The 18,255-nt window shown below is 63.2% G+C and carries 21 protein-coding genes and 1 pseudogene; 6 read left to right on the forward strand and 16 right to left on the reverse strand.

What is annotated here, in order from left to right:
* Positions 1 to 59: 59 nt before the first annotated feature.
* From IVA98_RS18515 to IVA98_RS18525, 3 genes are all read right to left on the reverse strand, one after another.
* The gene (locus tag IVA98_RS18515; protein ID WP_247304336.1) at positions 60 to 644 is read right to left on the reverse strand and encodes an NnrU family protein; all 585 of its coding nucleotides are present in this window, start codon (positions 642 to 644) and stop codon (positions 60 to 62) included.
* Between the two features lie 195 nt (positions 645 to 839).
* A complete protein-coding gene (locus IVA98_RS18520; protein ID WP_247304337.1) occupies positions 840 to 1,418 on the reverse strand; it encodes a UCP034077 family protein in 579 nt (192 codons plus the stop codon).
* 227 nt (positions 1,419 to 1,645) lie between these two features.
* The gene (locus IVA98_RS18525) at positions 1,646 to 3,268 is read right to left on the reverse strand and encodes a peptide chain release factor 3 (RefSeq protein WP_247304338.1); all 1,623 of its coding nucleotides are present in this window, start codon (positions 3,266 to 3,268) and stop codon (positions 1,646 to 1,648) included.
* Positions 3,269 to 3,426: 158 nt separating this feature from the next.
* Here IVA98_RS18525 and sugE point away from each other — a divergent pair, with 158 nt between their 5' ends.
* Entirely contained in the window at positions 3,427 to 3,741 is a 315-nt protein-coding gene (gene sugE / locus IVA98_RS18530) for a quaternary ammonium compound efflux SMR transporter SugE (protein WP_247304340.1), read from the forward strand.
* On the opposite strand, the gene IVA98_RS18535 is transcribed toward sugE, so the two are convergent.
* The 7 genes from IVA98_RS18535 to IVA98_RS18565 all read right to left on the reverse strand — a co-directional run bounded on the left by IVA98_RS18535 (position 3,734) and on the right by IVA98_RS18565 (position 10,301).
* Positions 3,734 to 4,741: an inorganic phosphate transporter gene (locus tag IVA98_RS18535; RefSeq protein ID WP_247281655.1), complete on the reverse strand. Its 1,008-nt coding sequence runs from the start codon at positions 4,739 to 4,741 to the stop codon at positions 3,734 to 3,736. The two genes, sugE and IVA98_RS18535, sit on opposite strands and share 8 nt — an antisense overlap.
* A gap of 96 nt (positions 4,742 to 4,837) precedes the next feature.
* Entirely contained in the window at positions 4,838 to 5,482 is a 645-nt protein-coding gene (locus tag IVA98_RS18540) for a DUF47 domain-containing protein (protein WP_247281656.1), read from the reverse strand.
* A 158-nt stretch (positions 5,483 to 5,640) separates the two neighbouring features.
* Entirely contained in the window at positions 5,641 to 6,609 is a 969-nt protein-coding gene (locus tag IVA98_RS18545; protein WP_247304342.1) for a branched-chain amino acid ABC transporter permease, read from the reverse strand.
* A 1-nt stretch (position 6,610) separates the two neighbouring features.
* Entirely contained in the window at positions 6,611 to 7,474 is an 864-nt protein-coding gene (locus IVA98_RS18550) for a branched-chain amino acid ABC transporter permease (RefSeq protein ID WP_247281658.1), read from the reverse strand.
* Positions 7,475 to 7,547: 73 nt separating this feature from the next.
* The gene (locus IVA98_RS18555) at positions 7,548 to 8,771 is read right to left on the reverse strand and encodes an ABC transporter substrate-binding protein (RefSeq protein ID WP_247304344.1); all 1,224 of its coding nucleotides are present in this window, start codon (positions 8,769 to 8,771) and stop codon (positions 7,548 to 7,550) included.
* Between the two features lie 35 nt (positions 8,772 to 8,806).
* The gene (locus tag IVA98_RS18560) at positions 8,807 to 9,553 is read right to left on the reverse strand and encodes an ABC transporter ATP-binding protein (protein WP_247281660.1); all 747 of its coding nucleotides are present in this window, start codon (positions 9,551 to 9,553) and stop codon (positions 8,807 to 8,809) included.
* A complete protein-coding gene (locus IVA98_RS18565; protein ID WP_008551999.1) occupies positions 9,546 to 10,301 on the reverse strand; it encodes an ABC transporter ATP-binding protein in 756 nt (251 codons plus the stop codon). The genes IVA98_RS18560 and IVA98_RS18565 overlap by 8 nt, the downstream gene beginning before the upstream one ends.
* A 350-nt stretch (positions 10,302 to 10,651) precedes the next feature.
* On the opposite strand from IVA98_RS18565, the gene IVA98_RS18570 reads away from it, so the two are divergent.
* Complete coding sequence (locus IVA98_RS18570; protein ID WP_247304347.1) at positions 10,652 to 11,299, forward strand: hypothetical protein; 648 nt, start codon at positions 10,652 to 10,654, stop codon at positions 11,297 to 11,299.
* Here the strand turns inward: IVA98_RS18570 and IVA98_RS18575 are convergent.
* On the reverse strand, positions 11,296 to 11,670 hold the full coding sequence (locus tag IVA98_RS18575) for an ArsC family reductase (RefSeq protein ID WP_247304612.1): 375 nt from the start codon (positions 11,668 to 11,670) through the stop codon (positions 11,296 to 11,298). The genes IVA98_RS18570 and IVA98_RS18575 overlap by 4 nt on opposite strands.
* 101 nt (positions 11,671 to 11,771) lie before the next feature.
* Here IVA98_RS18575 and IVA98_RS18580 point away from each other — a divergent pair, with 101 nt between their 5' ends.
* From IVA98_RS18580 to IVA98_RS18590, 3 genes are all read left to right on the forward strand, one after another.
* The gene (locus IVA98_RS18580) at positions 11,772 to 12,143 is read left to right on the forward strand and encodes a tRNA-binding protein (RefSeq protein ID WP_247355300.1); all 372 of its coding nucleotides are present in this window, start codon (positions 11,772 to 11,774) and stop codon (positions 12,141 to 12,143) included.
* 205 nt (positions 12,144 to 12,348) lie between these two features.
* Positions 12,349 to 12,981, forward strand: coding sequence for a TetR/AcrR family transcriptional regulator (locus tag IVA98_RS18585; protein WP_247304351.1), 633 nt, complete (start codon positions 12,349 to 12,351; stop codon positions 12,979 to 12,981).
* A 3-nt stretch (positions 12,982 to 12,984) separates the two neighbouring features.
* Positions 12,985 to 13,767: a sulfite exporter TauE/SafE family protein gene (locus IVA98_RS18590; protein ID WP_247304353.1), complete on the forward strand. Its 783-nt coding sequence runs from the start codon at positions 12,985 to 12,987 to the stop codon at positions 13,765 to 13,767.
* Positions 13,768 to 13,769: 2 nt separating this feature from the next.
* Here the strand turns inward: IVA98_RS18590 and IVA98_RS18595 are convergent, their stop codons facing one another.
* The 3 genes from IVA98_RS18595 to IVA98_RS18605 form a co-directional block, all read right to left on the reverse strand.
* Positions 13,770 to 14,474: a glutathione S-transferase family protein gene (locus IVA98_RS18595; protein WP_247304355.1), complete on the reverse strand. Its 705-nt coding sequence runs from the start codon at positions 14,472 to 14,474 to the stop codon at positions 13,770 to 13,772.
* Between the two features lie 313 nt (positions 14,475 to 14,787).
* Positions 14,788 to 15,027 (reverse strand): hypothetical protein, encoded by a 240-nt coding sequence (locus IVA98_RS18600; protein WP_247304359.1) that lies wholly within the window; start codon positions 15,025 to 15,027, stop codon positions 14,788 to 14,790.
* Between the two features lie 67 nt (positions 15,028 to 15,094).
* On the reverse strand, positions 15,095 to 15,760 hold the full coding sequence (locus IVA98_RS18605; RefSeq protein WP_247355301.1) for a DUF429 domain-containing protein: 666 nt from the start codon (positions 15,758 to 15,760) through the stop codon (positions 15,095 to 15,097).
* A gap of 567 nt (positions 15,761 to 16,327) precedes the next feature.
* Between IVA98_RS18605 and IVA98_RS18610 the strand changes: the two are divergent.
* Positions 16,328 to 17,224: pseudogene (locus IVA98_RS18610) on the forward strand (RtcB family protein); the annotation flags it as partial.
* Positions 17,225 to 17,484: 260 nt separating this feature from the next.
* Here IVA98_RS18610 and IVA98_RS18615 read toward each other — a convergent pair.
* Together IVA98_RS18615 and IVA98_RS18620 are read right to left on the reverse strand one after the other, a co-directional pair.
* Positions 17,485 to 18,006 carry an RNA polymerase sigma factor gene (locus tag IVA98_RS18615; protein ID WP_247304365.1) on the reverse strand — a complete coding sequence of 174 codons (522 nt, stop codon included), beginning with the start codon at positions 18,004 to 18,006 and terminating at the stop codon, positions 17,485 to 17,487.
* Positions 18,003 to 18,212, reverse strand: a complete 210-nt coding sequence (locus tag IVA98_RS18620) for a YgaP family membrane protein (protein ID WP_247304366.1) — start codon at positions 18,210 to 18,212, stop codon at positions 18,003 to 18,005. Before IVA98_RS18620 ends, IVA98_RS18615 begins: the two co-directional genes overlap by 4 nt.
* Between the last annotated feature and the right edge of the window lie 43 nt (positions 18,213 to 18,255).

Below are 18,255 nucleotides of genomic sequence, written 5' to 3' on the forward strand. Positions count from 1 at the left end.
CTTATTGCTCTTGCCAGCTATCGCCCATGGACGTCCAGGCTTCGTCTTGTGCTAACCGGCTAGACGCCGATGACGGGAACACCGATCACGACTGGATGGAACGCGAAGGCCAGCGCGAGATACGCGACAATTCCGACCGCGACCGCGATCAAATCGTTGGTGACACCGCCCACCGGGATCGGCGGACCGCCGGCATCGGTGCGGTGCTTGAGCGTGATACGATCATACACAGCCCAGCCCAGGAACGAGCCGAACAGGATGATGGAGCCGAGATCGCCATTGGCGAGCAGATGCGCGGCCGCCCACAGCTTGATGCCGGTCAGCATCGGATGCTTCAGTGTCGCATAGATGCGGCCGCGCAGGTACGAGGCCACCACCAGGATAACGGCCGGCAGCATCAAGGCGAGCGTGATGTGCTTCAGCACCTTCGGCGGGTACCAGACGTCGATCCAGCCGGAGCTGCGATAATGGGCAAAGCCCCAGATGATCAGCGCGAGCCCCGCGAGCGAGACGAGCGAATAGAGAATCTTGTAGGTCCCCTCGCCCAGCCTCGCGATCGCCTCTGCGCGCGCCTTTCGTTTCGTCGTGAAAACATGGGCCGCGAAAAACAGCACCAGCCCCAGGATCATGACCAGCAGACCCACGACATCCTCCCCCTCAAGCAGCCCCCACATCTGAGGTATCATCGATTGGCCGCCGCTCGCAACTCCCTCCCCTCATGGTGAGGAGGCGCGAAAGCGCCGTCTCGAACAACAGAGGCCCCCTCTGTCACAGCCTGGCCTTCATCCTTCGAGACGCGCGTGAAGAACGTGCTCCTCAGGATGAGGAGATAGCCTGCGCTATTTGGCAAGCTCGCGATTGTCGACATAGCGGATCGCGATCGGCCTGCCCGCCAGCGCGCCGCCAAGGCCGCTGGTGAATTTCAGCGGCAGGCATGCATTCAGCGATGCGTTGATGGCATTGAGATAGGTGGTGCGGGTGCCGGCCGGCACGCCCGCGGTCGCATATGTGAGGCGCGGCGGGCCGATCAGGCCACCCGCCCTGTTGAAGCTGAAGCGCACCGACATCTGCATGCCGGCGCGCGAATTGTCCGACGGCGGCGACCAGCAGCTGCGCAGCGCGGCGAAGAGGTCGCCGATCGTGTCGAGATCGTGATCCGGCCTCTGATATTTGGCACGATCGGCCTCGGACGGCACGCTCTCGATCGTAAGCTGGAGGTTCTGCCCGTAAGGATAGTCGATCTCGGGAATGCAGGGGCCCTCATCGAGCACGCTGCAATAGGACGGCGTGCAGGGCCCGCCGTCCAGCACGCTGCACGGCTCGTGCGAGAACGGGATCGGATTGATCTGCCGGGGCCGCGCTGCGGCGGCACTTACCGCCAAGAAGGTCAGCAGCAGAACCAGGAATGCGCGCAGCATTGAGAAGCACCGCGATGAGCGACCATCCACCATCATGTTGGGGAGATCTTGCCGCGGCTTCAAGCCCACCTCGTGTTCACATGCGCGCGTTCAAACGCGGTTTCGTCGCCGGGCCGAACCCGCTCACTATTCCAGGGGGATCATTGTTGAGCCGAGAGGCGTGCTGGATGCTCCGCCTTCGCGGGCACGACAGCGGAGGGGTGGCTGCACAGCGGGGGATAGCCGCCCTACCCCTTCTTCTTGACGTCTTTGACGTTGGTGAACTCGATGCCCTCGGCGCGCTCGCGGGTGTAGCCGAGATAGAACTCGTTCCGCGCCAGATACACGGGATCGCCATCGACATCGTCGGCGATGCTCGAGGTGTTGGCGGCAATGAAGGTGTCGAGCTTCTTGCGGTCCTCCGAGGAGACCCAGCGTGCCAGCTGGAACTCGCTGACCTCGAACTCGACCGGCAGTGAATATTCCGCCTCCAGCCGCGCTTTGAGCACATCGAGCTGGAGCGCGCCGACGACGCCGACCAGCGCGGGCGCGCCGTCGCGAGGGCGGAACACCTGCACCACGCCCTCCTCCGACATCTGCTGTAGAGCTTCCTTCAGCTTCTTCGCCTTCATCGCATCGGTGAGACGGACGCGGCGGACGATTTCCGGCGCAAAGCTCGGCACGCCGACGAAGTTGAAATCCTCGCCCTCCGTCAGCGTATCGCCGATGCGCAGCGTGCCGTGGTTGGGAATGCCGACGACATCGCCGGCAAAGGCCTCATCCGCAACCGAACGATCCTGCGCGAAGAAGAATTGCGGGCTCGACAGCGGCATGCTCTTGCCGGTGCGCACCAGCTTGGCCTTCATGCCGCGGCTGAGCTTGCCCGAGCAGAGCCGCGCAAACGCGATGCGGTCACGATGGTTCGGATCCATGTTGGCCTGGATCTTGAACACAAAGGCGCTCATGCGCGGATCGGTGGCCTCGACCTTGCGCTGGTCGCTGTCCTGCGCGCGCGGCTCGGGCGCGAACTTGCCGAGACCTTCCAGGAGGTCGCCGACGCCGAAATTGCGCAGCGCGCTGCCGAAATAAACCGGCGTCAGATGTCCCTCGCGGAACGCTTCGAGCTCGAACGGTTTTGACGCTTCGGTGACGAGATCGAGCTCGTCCTTCACCGCGGACACGTCCAGATTGGCATTGAGCTTGGCGAGCTCTTCGATCTCGATCTGCTGCGCCGCACCGGTCTTGGCACCGCCGCCTTCGAGCAGGCGCACGCCGCCATTGACGACGTCATAAGTGCCGAGGAAGTCACGGCCGCGGCCGACCGGCCAGGTCATCGGCGTGGTGTCGAGCGCCAGCGTCTTCTCGATCTCGTCCAGCAGCTCGAAGACGTCGCGGCTCTCGCGGTCCATCTTGTTGATGAAGGTGATGATCGGGATATCCCGGAGACGACATACCTCGAACAGCTTTCGGGTGCGCGCTTCGATGCCTTTGGCGGCGTCGATCACCATCACGGCGGAATCGACCGCCGTGAGCGTCCGGTAGGTGTCTTCCGAAAAGTCCTCGTGGCCCGGAGTATCCAGCAGGTTGAAGACGAGGCCTTCGAACTCGAAGGTCATCACCGAGGTCACGACCGAAATGCCGCGCTCGCGCTCGATCTTCATCCAGTCGGAACGCGTGTTGCGCCGCTCGCCCTTGGCCTTGACCTGACCGGCGAGGTTGATGGCGCCACCGAACAGCAGCAGCTTCTCGGTCAGCGTGGTCTTGCCGGCGTCGGGGTGGGAGATGATCGCAAAGGTCCGCCGCCGTGCCACTTCAGCGGCAAGCGGAGAACGGGCCGGCGATTCGGCTGCGGTGGTGACGATGTCGGACATGGCGGGAGCGTTTGGCAGGGAAACTGGGCCTGATCAAGCCTCATTTGGTGATTGCGTGGCCCTCCGGCCAGCCCCATATCGGCATTTCGGGAAGGACGGCCTTCCCGTTCTCAGCACCTCAGCCGCGGGGACGACCCTGCCTAGAATGGAGGGTCGTCATGGCCTGGAGCATCCTGTTGATCGCTGGGCTTCTCGAGATCACCTGGGCGATCGGCCTGAAATACACCGAGGGCTTTACCAGGCCTGTTCCGTCCGTCGTCACGCTCGCGGCCATGGCCGGCAGCGTCATCTTGCTCGGACTTGCTCTCAAATCACTGCCCGTCGGAACCGCCTACGCTGTCTGGACCGGAATCGGCGCGGTCGGCACCGCGACGCTCGGCATCATCCTGTTCGGCGAGCCGGCCACGGCGTTCCGCCTCGCCAGCATCGGGCTCATCGTCGCCGGAATTGCCGGCCTAAAGTTCGTTACTTGACGAAGATCTTGACCACCCACCAGGTCAGCGCGGCGACGATGGCCGAGGCCGGGATCGTGATCACCCAGGCATAAACGATCGAGCTAGCGACGTTCCAGCGCACCGCCGAGACGCGGCGGGCGGCGCCGACGCCGACGATGGCGCCGGTGATGGTGTGGGTGGTCGAGACGGGAACGCCGAGGAAGGTCGCCATGAACAGGGTCGCAGCGCCCCCGGTCTCCGCGCAAAAGCCCTGCATGGGCGTCAATTTGGTGATGCGCAGGCCCATAGTGCGGACGATGCGCCAGCCGCCCATCAGCGTGCCCAGCGCCATCGCAGCCTGGCAGGACAGCACGACCCAGAACGGCACCGAGAATTCGCTGCCGAGATGACCCTGCGAATACAGCAGCACCGCGATGATGCCCATGGTCTTCTGGGCGTCGTTGCCGCCATGGCCGAGCGAATAGAGCGAGGCGGAGGCGAATTGCAGGATGCGGAAGGCGCGATCGACCGCAAAGGGCGTCGAGCGCACCGAGGCCCAGGACACGATCGCCACCAGCATCATTGCGAGCAGGAAGCCGACCAGGGGCGACAGCACGATCGCCAGCACCGTCTTCGACAATCCGCTCCACACTGCCGCCGAAATGCCCGCTTTGGCCATGCCGCCGCCGACGAGTCCGCCGATCAGCGCATGCGAGGACGATGACGGGATGCCGAGCGCCCAGGTCACGAGGTTCCAGACGATGGCCCCGACCAAGGCCGCAAAGATCACTTGGGCGTCGACGATGGAGGGATCGATGATGCCGGTACCGATGGTCTGGGCGACGTGCAACCCGAACACCATGAAGGCGACGAAATTGAAGAACGCGGCCCAGAATACCGCAAATTGCGGCCGCAGCACGCGGGTCGAGACGATGGTCGCGATCGAATTGGCGGCGTCATGGAGTCCGTTCAAGAAATCGAACAGCAGCGCGACGGCGATCAAGCCGACCAGGACGGGAAGAGCCAACGCAGCATCCACAGCGGCCCTGCCTCAATTTTTTCGCATGATCTCCGCGCAAACGCGTTCAGCGTTTGTCGCGAAGGAAAACCGCGGCACATTTTTCCGGATCATGCGTTACACTTGCTCGATGACGATGCTGTTGATCTCGTTGGCGACGTCGTCGAAACGGTCGGCCACCTTCTCGAGATGGTCGTAGATCTCTGCGCCGACGATGAAATCCATCGCGTTGCCCGCGCGATGCTTGAGGAACAGCTCCTTCAGCCCGATGTCATGGAGGTCGTCGACGCGGCCTTCCAGCTTGCCCAGCTCTTCGGTGATCGCGGTCAGCATGGCGACGTTCGGGCCGATCGACTGCATCAGCGGCAGCGCGCGCCCGACCAGATTGGCGCATTCGATCAGAAGCCCGCCGATCTCGCGCATCGGCGGCTCGAAGGCGCGGACTTCGAACAGCATCACGGCCTTCGCCGTCTGCTGCATCTGGTCGATGGCGTCGTCCATCGAGGTAATCAGGTTCTTGATGTCGCCGCGGTCGAACGGAGTGATAAAGGTGCGGCGCACCGCCGTCAGCACTTCGCGGGTGATGTTGTCGGCGTCGTTCTCGAACTGGTTGACGCGCTGGCAATAGACCGGCGTTTCCTCGCCGCCGTTGAGCATGCTCTGGAGCGCGATCGAGCCCTGGATCACGGTCTGGGCATGACGGTCGAACAGGTCGAAGAACCGTTCCTCCTTGGGCAGGAAAGCACGAAACCATCGCATCATGGGGATAGGCTACCGGTTGGAAAAATGGCCTGGCCCGAAGGGGCCGTCATGAAACTGTCATAGACCATTTTCGATCCACGCGCGTGTCATCTCACGCCCGCGGTGCAGGGTCATCCACCGCTTTCGAGCGACCGGTAAACCGATTTTATATCAGCTACTTAGAGCGATCGCCGGAAGTAATGCGCGATTTCGCCGATGACCCCGCGGCGGAAGGTGAGCACGCAGATCACGAAGATCGCGCCTTGGATCACCGTCACCCATTGGCCGAAGCCCGCCAGATATTGCTGCATGGCGATGATCACGAAGGCGCCGATCACGGGACCGAAGATGGTTCCGAGACCGCCGACCAGCGTCATCAGGACGACCTCGCCCGACATCGACCAGTGCACGTCGGTGAGCGAGGCGTTCTGCGCCACGAAGACTTTCAGCGCACCGGCAAAGCCGGCCAGCGTGCCCGACAGGATGAAGGCCAGGAACTTGTACTGGTCTGTACGGTAGCCGAGCGAGATCGCCCGCGGCTCATTCTCGCGGATCGCCTTCAGGACCTCGCCGAACGGCGAGTTGATGATGCGGAAGATCAAGAGGAAGCCGGCGAGGAAGCCGATCAGCACGACATAGTAGAGCACGGTCGGCTTGGACAGATCGAGCACGCCGAACATGTACCCTTGTGGAATGCCCTGGATGCCATCCTCGCCATGGGTGAACGGCGCCTGCAGGTAGATGAAATAAAGAAGCTGCGACAGCGCCAGCGTGATCATCGAGAAATAGATGCCCTGGCGACGGATCGAGATGTAGCCGGTCACGATCGACAGCACGAACGCGGCGGCGACGCCGACGAGGATGCCGAGCTCGGGCGGAAGCGCCCACACCTTCAGCGCATGTGCGCTGCAATAGCCGGCAGTCCCCAGGAACATTGCGTGCCCGAACGACAGCAGGCCGCCATAGCCGACCAGCAGATTGAAGGCGCAGGCGAGCAGCGCAAAGCACAGCGCCTGCATCACGAAGAACGGATAGACTCCCGTGAATGGCACCGACGCCAAGAGCAGCGCCATCACCACGAACACGATCATCTCGTCGCGCACCGTGCGCGGGGTCACCGGCAGCGTGTCGTCCGTCAAGGCTGTCATATCAGGCCGCCCTTCCCGTCAATCCCGTTGGCTTCACCAAGAGCACCAGCACCATCAGCACGAACACGACGGTGTTGGAGGCCTCGGGGTAGAAATATTTGGTCAGGCCCTCGATCACACCGAGCGCAAAGCCGGTGATGATCGAGCCCATGATCGATCCCATGCCGCCGATCACGACCACCGCGAACACGACGATGATGAGGTCGGCGCCCATCAGCGGCCGCACCTGATTGATCGGCGCGGAGAGCACGCCGGCGAGCGCGGCAAGGCCGACGCCGAGACCATAGGTCAGCGTGATCATGCGCGGCACGTTGACGCCGAAGGCGCGCACCAGCGTCGGGTTCTCGGTGGCGGCACGCAGGTAAGCACCGAGCCGCGTCTTCTCGATCAGGAACCAGGTCGCAAGGCACACCACCAGCGAGAACACGACTACCCAGCCGCGATAGACGGGCAGGAACATGAAGCCGAGGTTCATGCCGCCCTTGAGCTGGTCCGGAATGGCGTAAGGCAGACCGGAGGAGCCGAAATAATTCTGGAACACGCCCTGCACGATCAGCGCGATGCCGAAGGTCAGGAGCAGGCCGTAGAGGTGATCGAGCCCGGTCAGCCATTGCAGCATGGTCCGCTCGAGGATCATGCCGAAAATGCCGACGATGATGGGCGCCAGCAGCAACGCCCACCAATAATTGATGCCGCCGAGGTTGAGCAGGAAATAGGCGACGAAGGCGCCCATCATGTAGAGCGCGCCGTGGGCGAAATTGATGATGTTGAGCATGCCGAAGATCACGGCAAGCCCGAGACTGAGCAGCGCGTAGAACGAGCCGTTGATCAGTCCCACCAGTAGCTGAGCGTAAAGAGCCTGCATCGATCCCGCACCCGGTCCCTTCGGCGTTCCCTTAAAAGTCGCCCGCAAGCCTGATGGCCTGCCGGCCGTCATCTTACTTCTTCAAGAGCGCGCACTTGCTCTCGGACAGCGGCGTGAAGGCCTGATCGCCCGGCACCGTGCCGACCAGCTTGTAGAAGTCCCACGGTCCCTTGGATTCCGAGGGCTTCTTCACCTCGAAGAGATAGGCGTTGTGAATGGTGCGGCCGTTGGGCTGGATCTCGCCCTTGCCGAACAGATCGTCCTCGGTCGGCATCGACTTCATCTTCTCGACGATCTTGATGCCGTCATGCGGATTGCCGCCGAGCGCTTCGAGGGCCTTGAGATAGTGCCGTACGCCCGCATAGACGCCGGCCTGCACCATGGTCGGCGGCGCATTGTTCTTCATCTTCTCGGCGAAGCGCTTGGAGAACGCCCGGGTCTGGTCGTTCATGTCCCAGTAGAACGTCTCGGTGAAGTTGAGGCCCTGCGCCGTCTCGAGGCCGATCGCCTTGACGTCGGTGAGGAAGAGCAGCAGCGCCGCCAGCTTCTGACCGCCCTTGACGATGCCGAACTCGGCCGCCTGCTTGATGGTGTTGGTGGTATCGCCGCCGGCATTGGCAAGGCCGATGATCTTGGCCTTGGAGGCCTGCGCCTGAAGCAGGAACGAGGAGAAGTCCGGCGTGTTCAGCGGATGCTTGACGCCGCCGACCACCTTGCCGCCGTTGGCGGTGATGACCGCCGTGGTGTCGCGCTCGAGCGCCGCGCCGAAGGCGTAATCCGCGGTCAGGAAGAACCAGGTGTCGCCGCCGGCCTTGACTAGCGCCTGGCCGGTGGTGTGGGCCAGCATGTAAGTGTCGTAGGTCCAGTGCACGGTATTGGGCGAGCACTGCGCATTGGAGAGGTCCGAGGTCGCCGCACCGGAATTGATGTAGACGCCGTTCTTTTCCTTGATGACGTTGTTGACGGCGAGCGCGACGCCCGAGTTCGGCACGTCGACAATGACGTCGACCTTGTCCACGTCGAACCATTGCCGCGCGATGGCGGTGCCGATGTCGGGCTTGTTCTGGTGATCGCCCGAGATGATGTCGATCTTCCAGCCCTTCGCCGCAAGGCCAGAATCCTCAACGGCCATCTGCGCGGCAAGCGTCGAACCCGGCCCGCCGAGGTCGGCGTAGAGGCCGGACTGATCGGACAGCGCGCCGATCTTGACGATCTTGTCCTGCGCGGACGCGACGCCTGCTGCGGCGAAGGTGAGCGCGGTGGTCAGCAGCAATGACGCAATCGACCTGGTCTTCATGCAACTTTCCTTTTTGAATTTTTTCGTTGGCAGTTCTAGACACCCAAATAGGTGTGGAGCTTGTCCATGTTGGCGGCAAGCTCCGCATTGGAAAATCCGTCGATGATCTTGCCGTGCTCGACCACGTAGTAGCGGTCCGCGACAGTGGATGCGAAACGGAAGTTCTGCTCGACGAGAAGGATGGTGAAGCCTTCCTTCTTGAGCCGCGCAATGGTGTGGCCGATCTGCTGGATGATGACGGGCGCAAGGCCCTCGGTCGGCTCGTCCAGCATGAGGAAGCTCGCGCCCGTGCGCAGGATGCGCGCGATCGCCAGCATCTGCTGCTCACCGCCCGAAAGCTTGGTGCCCTGGCTGTTGAGCCGCTCCTTCAGGTTCGGGAACAGGTCGAAGATCTGATCGAGCGGCAGCCCGCCTTCACGGACCACCGGGGGCAGCAGCAAATTCTCCCGCACGTCGAGACTGGAGAATATCCCCCGCTCCTCGGGGCAGAAGGCGATACCCATGCGCGCGATCTTGTCGGAGGTCGCGCGGATGATGTCCTGATTGTTGAACTTCACCGAGCCGGTTCGTTTGCCGATGATGCCCATGATGGATTTCAACGTGGTCGTTTTGCCGGCGCCGTTGCGCCCGAGCAGGGTGACGACCTCGCCCGCATTCACGTCGAAGTTGATCCCGTGCAGGATGTGGGACTCGCCGTACCAGGCTTCCAGGTTGCGGACTTGAAGGATGTTTCCGCCGGTCGCGGCCTTTGCCGGAGCCTCGGCGATCGCAGTGTCAGGCATGACCGGCTCCCAGATAGGCTTCCTTGACGCGCTCGTCCTTGGTGAGCTCGGAGTAATGGCCCTGCGCGAGCACCTGCCCGCGCGTCAGCACGGTGATGATGTCGGAGAGATTGGCCACGACGCTCAAATTATGCTCGACCATCAGGATGGTATATTTCGCGGAGATGCGCTTGATCAGCGCCGCGATCTTGTCGATGTCCTCGTGACCCATGCCGGCCATGGGCTCGTCCAGCAGCATCATCTCAGGGTCGAGCGCGAGCGTGGTTGCGATCTCCAGTGCGCGCTTGCGTCCGTAGGGCATCTCGACCGCCGGCGTATTGGCAAACTCGCTGAGGCCAACATCGTTCAACAGCTCGCGCGCGCGATCGTTGAAGCGGTTGAGCACGGATTTGGAGCGCCAAAAGTCGAACGAAGAGCCGTGCTGGCGCTGAAGCGCGACACGGACGTTCTCCAGCGCGGTGAGATGCGGAAAAACCGCCGAAATCTGGAACGAGCGAACCAGGCCCATGCGCGCCACGTCGGCCGGCGCCATCGCAGTGATGTCCTGTCCCTTGTACAGGATCTTTCCGGCAGACGGTTTGAGGAACTTGGTCAAAAGATTGAAGCACGTCGTCTTGCCGGCCCCGTTCGGACCGATCAACGCATGAATGCTCCCACGGCGAACCTTGAGCGCAACGTCGCGGACGGCGAAGAAGCCCGCGAACTCCTTGGTCAAGCCTTCCGTTTCGAGAATGAACTCATCGGCCAAACAGATTTCCCCCTGCCCGCGCGACGCGCTGGCCGCGCGTGGCTGTCCTTGTTGCTTCGGCTTTCCGGAGGCCTTGGAGCCCTCCGGAACGCCGCCTCCGGGCGCGGAATATGCCGGAGGTGACGGGGGTTAGGCAAGGCGGAAAGCTGAGCAGATCAGGCCTCCGGCCGGGATACAAATGCTCCCTTAGTCGGAGATGTTTTGATCTCGTGCCTGCCCGGCCTCCCGGTTCGCAAGGCACCGGTCGTCAAGCCGTCGTTAACGGTCTTTCGTCTCCCGCGCCAGCCTTCATAGAAAATTTTCCCGCGGCATGGATCATGTGCGGGTTTTGACATGCCGGGAATATTGTTTTGGATTTCGCAAGCGCCGCGCCCTCCATCGTCAAGTCGATCAGGCAGCGTGATCTCCTGAACACGTGGCTGCGACTTTATGCGCGCCAGCAGGTCGCACCGGCGATCTGGGAATACCAGCCCGCGCGACTCGAGGAAGAGCTGTCCGATCTCATCTATTACACGGTGGACAATTCGACGCCGACGCCGCACCTGATCATCCAAAGCGAAGGCACGCGCATCTCGCGCGCCTATGGCCACAGCGGCAAGGGCATCCTGCTGCACGACTATGTCGGACCGCGGCTCGCGCCCTTCGTGATGCCCATCTATCACGAATGCGTTGCGCGCGGGCTTCCGATCTACAGCGTTGCCGACATTGACGACATCTACGGTCGCATCGTCGCCTATGAACGGCTGTTGCTGCCGTTCTTGACCGAGGACAAGGTCAGCCACATCATCGCGTCGGTGAAGACCTTCTGCGAGGACGGCAGCTTCGAGATCAAGAATCTGATGCGCGGAAATCACGCGTCGCCGCGTCCGAGACTGCGCGTCGTGATCGACCGCGACCTCTTTCATCGCGCGCCTGGTCGCATCGCAGCAGCCGACGTGGTCGAGATCGCCGACCAGTCCGGCCCAAGCGTCACCGCCGAGACCATCGAACTGAACTAGCGCGCCTTGGCTTCAGCGTTCTTGGCGCCGACTTCCTTGGCATAGACATCGGGCTTGAATCCGACCAGCAGCTTGCCGCCGATTTCCAGCACCGGCCGCTTGATCATCGATGGTTGCGCTAGCATCAACGCCAGCGCCTTCTTCTCGCCGAGGCCTTCCTTGTCGGAATCGGGGAGCTTTTTGAAAGTCGTGCCGGCGCGATTGAGTAACGCCTCCCAGCCGACCTTGTCGCTCCATTGCTTGAGCTTGTCCTTCTCGACTCCCGCCGTCTTGTAGTCGTGAAACTCGTAAGGCACGCCATGGCTGTCGAGCCAGGTGCGCGCCTTTTTCATGGTGTCGCAGTTCTTGATGCCGTAGATGATGTTGGGCAAGTCGTCCTCGCGCATGCGTCGCATGGTACGCGCAGCGTTGTACGAAACTCCGGTTCGCGCGACAATATTGCGAACGACGCCACTTTCCGAACGGATGGACCATGCACGTCACTCACGACCCCGTGGCCGCCGCCGCGCCGGCCATCGACTTCAACAGCTTCCTCGCGGTCGATATCCGCGTCGGCACCATCGTCGACGCCAAGCCGTTTCCGGAGGCGCGCAAGCCGGCTTTTCGGCTATGGATCGACTTCGGCCCTGCGATCGGCGTCCGCAGGAGCTCGGCGCAGATCACCGAAAATCATCCGCTCGAGACGCTGGTGGGGCTGCAGGTCGCGGCCGTCGTCAATTTCCCGCCGCGCCAGATCGGCCCGGTCGTATCCGAGGTGTTGACCCTCGGTTTCCCCGATGCTGCCGGCAAGGTCGTGCTGGTGCAGCCGAGCAAGCCCGTGCCCAACGGCGGACGGCTGTTCTAGCGGCACACGAGCCAAGAGCCGCCCCGCCGCTGGCAGGGCGCGTCAGCCACTTGTCTCCGGTCCGGCGCCGGCAGGTCTTGACCTCGCTGCCGCTCCCCCTTAAAAATGACTGATCGATCGTTTTTTATGTACATCGCCGGGAATTTGTCCGCGGCTGACAAACTTCCAAAGCGATCAATCTGTCAGTTATTTATGGACTGAGCCGATGCCCAAGATCAGCGACAAGAAGCGCGAAGGCCGGCGGCAGCAGATCCTCGAAGCGGCCCTCGCCTGCTTTGCCGAGAACGGTTTTCACCAGACCGGCATGGCCGATATCGTCAAGCGATCGGGCTTGAGCCACGGCGCGGTCTATCTCTATTTCCAGAGCAAGGACGATCTGATCGAAGCGCTCGCGGAGGACCGGCATCGCCGTGAGGCCGTGCTCAACTCGGTCGCTCAAGGATCGGGCGATCCGATCGAAAGGTTGCACGCGCTGGTCCGCGTCTACGCGCAATGGCTTACCGATCCCGCCGGCGAGCCCCGCCGCCGTGTCGGCATCCATGGCTGGGCCGAAGCGCTGCGCAACCGCCGCGTCCGCAGCAGCGTCGTCGAAGGCATCGACGTGCCGCGCGCGCTGATCGTGGCGCTGGTCGAGCGCGGCCAGCATGACGGACTCATCAAGCGCGACCTCGGCGCCGAAGCGATCGCGCGCGTGCTGATCGCGATTTTCCAGGGTTTTGTACTGCAACAATGCTGGGGCGAGGATTTTGACCTCGACGCCTGCATGATGGCCGTTGACAGCGTGGTCGACGGCCTGCGCACGACCAAGGCGGACGTCAAGCGACGAACCAGGACATGAACGATGACCTGGATATATGAACTCCTCGCCGGCGCCGGCGTCGGTCTGGTCGCGGGATTGGCATCGGGCTTCTCGGGTACGAGCCCCGGCGGAGGCCTCGTCATCTTCTCCGTGCTGTTGCTCGGCGCCGAGCAGCACGTCGCCCAGGGCACATCTTTGATCGCACAAGTGCCGCCGACGGGCCTTGCGGGCGTACGCCGCTACTGGCAGAGCGGCAACCGCAGCCCGCTGCAATGGATCGTCTGGATCGGCATCGGATTTCTCATCGGCGGCGCCAGCGGTAGTTGTGTTGCGGCCGCCACGCCCGACACAGTGCTGCAATGGACCTACGTCATCTATCTTGTCGCGCTGATCGCGGCGCTGGCGCTACGCCGCGACCGCAAGGACGGCGAGAGCAAGGCCGGCGATCCTGCCGAATTGCCGTGGCTCCCTCTGCTGCTTATCGGCGTGCTCGCGGGCTTTTCGTCCGGCTTCATGGGCATCGGCGGCGGCCTCGCGATCACCGTCGGCCTCGCCGCGGGCCTGCGCGTACCGCAGCATCAGGCACAACTCGTCAGCCTCATCTTCTCGGTGATCCCGACCAACAGTCTGGCGGCCTGGATTTACTGGAGCAAGGGACTGATGGTCAGCTGGCCGGCCATTATCGGCATTCTGGCCGGCCTCTGGATCGGCACCGATCTCGGCGCACGCATGGCCAATGGCGTCAGCAAATCGGTGCTGCGCCGGACCATGATCGCCCTCGTCGCGCTGATGGCGCTCTACATGACGTACAAGGCGCTGGGCTAGCCTCACGGCCGTTTCGGAATGTTCAGCCCGCGCTGCACCGCCGGACGCGCGAGGCCTCGTTCAAGCCAAGCGCCGACCGATTTCAACTGGCTGAACTCGACGAGATCGCCTGCGCCGTAAAAGCCGATGAGATTGCGCACCCAGCCGAGCATCGAGATGTCGGCGATGGTGTAATCGTCATTCATGAACCAGTGCCGGCCGGCGAGATGAGTCTCCATCACGCCGAGCAAGCGCTTGGACTCGCTCACGTAGCGCTCGAGTGGCCGCTTGTCCTCGAAGTCCTTGCCGGCGAATTTGTGGAAGAAGCCGACCTGGCCGAACATCGGCCCGATGCCGCCCATCTGGAAATGCACCCATTGGATGGTCTGATAGCGGCGTGCGGCGTCCTCCGGCAGAAGCTTGCCGGTCTTCTCGGCGAGGTATTGCAGGATCGCCGCGGATTCGAACAGCGGCAGCGGCCTGCCGCCGGGGCCGTTCGGATCGAGGATCGCCGGGATCTTGCCATTCGGATTGAGCGAGAGGAATTCGGTCGTCTTCTGGTCGTCCTTGCCGAAATCGACGAGGTGAACTTCGTAAGGCAATCCAATCTCCTCCAGCATGATCGAGACCTTGACGCCGTTCGGCGTCGGCAAGGAATAGAGCTGAAGCAGTTCGGGATGTTTCGCCGGCCAACGCTTGGTGATGGGAAAGGCGGATAGATCGGACATCGAGACCTGCGGTGCATGGACTGAGGCGTGCACAATCTAAGCAGGACGCTGTCCGGCGCAAGTCACGATTCGTCCCGGCGAACCCGCGCTTATCGCGGCAGCGTTGCGATCGCCACGATCGGAATCATTGCTTCATGTTGCAATCGGTACTCGATGAACCGTTGGCCCGTGATCAACAGCAGGGCCGTAAAGGCAACCGCGAGCATCGCGGTCGCCAATTGGCAGGCATCATACATGGTTACCTTGTCCCTCAGCAGCCTTTGGCCTCAACGTCGGCTCCGGAACCATGTTCCTAGCCCGCTTGAAAATATTGCTACTTTTTCCCGATCATCGAGGCAGCTCTTGCGCTGTTCCAACCGCCTGCGCAGGGACCATTGAGCCTTCCAAGCGTTATCGCCAGATGAGCATCGAGAAGCGCGCCTTGCTCGACCATGCTGAGCGGTGCCGCCGCGTCGCCGGCGATCTCGCGCATAGCGAAGCCGCGCAGCGGCTGCAGTCCATGGCCGAGGAGTACGAACAGAGAGCAGCAAGGCTGGACGACGATGGCTTTCATCTGAAGCAGAGTTATCCTCGCCGCAGCTACACGGGAGACGGAAGCGATCGCGAGGGCTAAGGAGGGCTCAATAGTTGATCTCCATTCTCAGGCCTCGCGGATCGATCTCGTCGTCGCCGACACGTTGCGTGCTGTCGCGCGCCGCGACCGCGCAGGCGCAGGCATCGATGAGATCGTCACGGCCGATGGCGGTGCGATAGCGAAGCGTCAGCCATGTCTCGATCTTGGTGAAGCCCCGGTCTATCAGCAGAGCAATACGCTGCGCTTGACCACGCGACGACGTCTTCGGCTCAAGCCGAACTCGTCCGGCCAGATTCCAGAAGATCAATTCAGGATGGGCCTCGCCGATCGTCGGTTGCCGCGCCGGCGCCATGGCATCGTCGACCTCCTTGAGCTTGCCTCTGATGTTCCAGAGCTGCGCCGATACGCCCCTGCCCTTGCCCTCCTGCTCCCAGTAATAGCGATTGGCCGCAGCCATATCCGGGAACGTCCAAAGGTCGCGGCGCGCGCCGAGGAACACGGCAGGGCCGATCAATTCGCGCGCCCGCAGATCGCAAGCGCGATAGCCGCTTGGATTCAAGCCGATCGGCATGTCGATCATCGCACGGGCATGCGGCATCGCGAGCAGGCGCGTCAGGCCCGGTGAGTAATCGAAGCCATGATCGCCGCGCTCATTGATCCAGGCAGCGACCCAGCCGAAGCGAAATCCATCGAGACCGAGATAGGTTGGCACTCACTCGTCCATGTCTTGCGTCCATATCTTGCAATTTCACACGCGCGTTTGCTTGACAACCGCAGGCAGTCCGCTTCTCACGGACCCTCCCGAGCCTGCCGCTCCGGAGGGTTTTTTGTTGCCCGCGGCGCTTCTCCGAAGCCTTGGTAGCGTGGATCGCTACCTCGAAGACGGCGTTGAATTGATGCGCAACGACAACGAATCCGGACGCGGGACTGCGCCGGGAACCAGCGAAATCTCCGACGGGAGCCGCGCGTCCACTCTGTGGTGCGCGCAGGAAGTGAAGCAGGAATCAAGGCCATGCGACGATCCGATCCTACATGGAACGCGCCCGCGAGCTCCCTCGCCGCCGGTATCGATCCCGACTCGCGCGTCGGCGAAGGACGCGGCCAGCCGGCCTGGTGCTCGTACCGCGACGCTGCGCGCAAGGAGCATCTCGCCCGCGAGGCCAATACCGCCGCGAGCGAGATCGCAAAGCTGCGTCCGCAGGATGCCCGCTTCCAGAATGCGCCGCTGAAGATCTTCGGTCCGCATGAGGAGGCGACCGTGGCGCAGATGCGCAACTGCATGGCGGTCGGCAATGTCGTATCCGGCGTGATCTGCGCCGACGGCCATCTCGGGTATGCCCAGCCGGTCGGCGGCGTCATCGCCTATGAGAAGCAGATCAGCATCTCCGGCGTCGGCTTCGACATCGGCTGCGGCAACATGGCCGCAAAGCTCGACACCCGGTTCGACGACATAGCCGACATCGTGCCCACGATCATCCGCGACGTCGCCAAGACGATCTCGTTCGGTGTCGGCCGCGCCAATGCCGAGCGGGCCGAGCACGCGCTGTTCGACGACGGCGATGCCTGGCGCGAGAGCGACATGGAAGCCTACCGTCAGAAGGCGGTGAGCCAGCTCGGCACGGTCGGATCGGGCAACCACTATGTCGACCTCATGCGCGACGAGGAAGGCTTTGTTTGGGTCGGTGTCCACTTCGGAAGCCGCGGCCTCGGGCACACCTCCGCGACGCGATATCTCAAGGCCGCCGGCGGCAAGGATGGCATGAACGTGCCGCCTGCCGTGGTCGACGAGGAGTCCGAGCTCGGCCGCCGCTACATCGCGGCGATGCAGCTCGCCGGACGTTACGCCTATGCCGGCCGCGAGTGGGTCGTCGAGCGCGTCCGCCGGATCATCGGCGGCAGCGTGACCGAGAGCGTGCACAACCACCACAACTACGCCTGGCGCGAGACCCACGACGGCCGTGATTTGTGGGTGGTTCGCAAGGGCGCGACGCCGGCGTTTCCGGGCCAGAAGGGATTCGTCGGCGGTTCGATGGGTGATGACGCCGTCATCCTCGAGGGCGTCGACAGCCCCGAAGCCAAGGCCTCGCTGTACTCGACCGTGCACGGCGCCGGCCGCCTGTTCGGACGAAGGGAGGCGAAGCGGCGCTTCTCGCGCGCGGAGATGGACCGATGGCTGAGCGAGCGCGGAGTCACCCTTGTTGGTGCCGACCTCGATGAGAGCCCGATGGCCTATCGCCGCCTGCCGGGACGTGCTGGCGCAGCACGCCGGCACCGTGCGGGTGCTGCACACGCTGCGGCCGTTCGCCGTCGCCATGGCCGGCGAAGGCGAGTTCGATCCGTGGAAGGACTGACGCAAACCGCGAGTGGGGGTAGGCCCCCACTCGCAACCCTTTTGCACCCTGTCCGGTGCGGTGCGAACAGGCTTTGCGCCGTGTCTCATCTCGTCAAATATTCGCGCATCAGGGCGCGGGCGCGATGCAGGCGGGCCTTCACGGTCTGCCTGGAGGCCCTGAGCGCGGCGGCGATCTCGTCGATGGTCATCTCCTTGATGTCGCGCATCAGCGCGACGTCGCGATAATGCGGCGGCAGCGCCTCGAAGGCGGCGGCCACATCAAGCCTCAGATCGGCTTCCGGGCGGGCCAGAAGTGCCGCCTCCATCTCGCTGTCGTCCACCGCTGGGGCAAGGCCTGTCTTGCGTGCAAGTCGCAGGCATTCGCGGCGGACCACGCTGAACAGCCAAGCCGAAAACGCCAGCAGCGAGCGGATCGTCCCGACGTGCCGGAACAGGATCCACATCGCTTCCTGCGCTGCATCCTCAGCATCCGCCGAGCTGCGGCAGGTCGCCCGCGCATAGCGGCGGATGTCGGGCTGTGCCCTCTCCAGCAAAGAGGCGATCGCCTGGGGATCGCCGAGCCGTGCGGCCTCGAACAAATTTGGCGAGATCGTAGCCGCGCTCACGACACCCCTCCCTTGCCGATACCAGCCATCGCGCACATCGGGCAGTAGCCGACGAGGCCGGTCACTGCAAAGCCCGCTCCGCCGAGCGCGACCAGCCACGCCGCGGTGCCAGCGAGATAGACCAGCGCTGCGACCGCGATCGCGAGGCCCAAGACGACCCGCACCGCCTGATGCGGACCGCCGATGTTCTTCCTATAAAATCCCATCACATCCTCCGATATGGACCGAGACTGATCGTCTCGACCATCA

Source organism: Bradyrhizobium sp. 160, from assembly GCF_023073735.1.
Classification (GTDB): Bacteria; Pseudomonadota; Alphaproteobacteria; order Rhizobiales; family Xanthobacteraceae; genus Bradyrhizobium.

Coding starts and splice junctions, on each gene's coding strand:
- IVA98_RS18520 (WP_247304337.1), bottom strand. CDS start 1,418: ATGCTGCGCGCATTCCTGGTTCTGCTGCTGACCTTCTTGGCGGTAAGT.
- IVA98_RS18525 (WP_247304338.1), bottom strand. CDS start 3,268: ATGTCCGACATCGTCACCACCGCAGCCGAATCGCCGGCCCGTTCTCCG.
- sugE (WP_247304340.1), top strand. CDS start 3,427: ATGGCCTGGAGCATCCTGTTGATCGCTGGGCTTCTCGAGATCACCTGG.
- IVA98_RS18540 (WP_247281656.1), bottom strand. CDS start 5,482: ATGATGCGATGGTTTCGTGCTTTCCTGCCCAAGGAGGAACGGTTCTTC.
- IVA98_RS18545 (WP_247304342.1), bottom strand. CDS start 6,609: ATGACAGCCTTGACGGACGACACGCTGCCGGTGACCCCGCGCACGGTG.
- IVA98_RS18550 (WP_247281658.1), bottom strand. CDS start 7,474: ATGCAGGCTCTTTACGCTCAGCTACTGGTGGGACTGATCAACGGCTCG.
- IVA98_RS18555 (WP_247304344.1), bottom strand. CDS start 8,771: ATGAAGACCAGGTCGATTGCGTCATTGCTGCTGACCACCGCGCTCACC.
- IVA98_RS18560 (WP_247281660.1), bottom strand. CDS start 9,553: ATGCCTGACACTGCGATCGCCGAGGCTCCGGCAAAGGCCGCGACCGGC.
- IVA98_RS18580 (WP_247355300.1), top strand. CDS start 11,772: ATGCACGTCACTCACGACCCCGTGGCCGCCGCCGCGCCGGCCATCGAC.
- IVA98_RS18585 (WP_247304351.1), top strand. CDS start 12,349: ATGCCCAAGATCAGCGACAAGAAGCGCGAAGGCCGGCGGCAGCAGATC.
- IVA98_RS18590 (WP_247304353.1), top strand. CDS start 12,985: ATGACCTGGATATATGAACTCCTCGCCGGCGCCGGCGTCGGTCTGGTC.
- IVA98_RS18595 (WP_247304355.1), bottom strand. CDS start 14,474: ATGTCCGATCTATCCGCCTTTCCCATCACCAAGCGTTGGCCGGCGAAA.
- IVA98_RS18600 (WP_247304359.1), bottom strand. CDS start 15,027: ATGAAAGCCATCGTCGTCCAGCCTTGCTGCTCTCTGTTCGTACTCCTC.
- IVA98_RS18620 (WP_247304366.1), bottom strand. CDS start 18,212: ATGGGATTTTATAGGAAGAACATCGGCGGTCCGCATCAGGCGGTGCGG.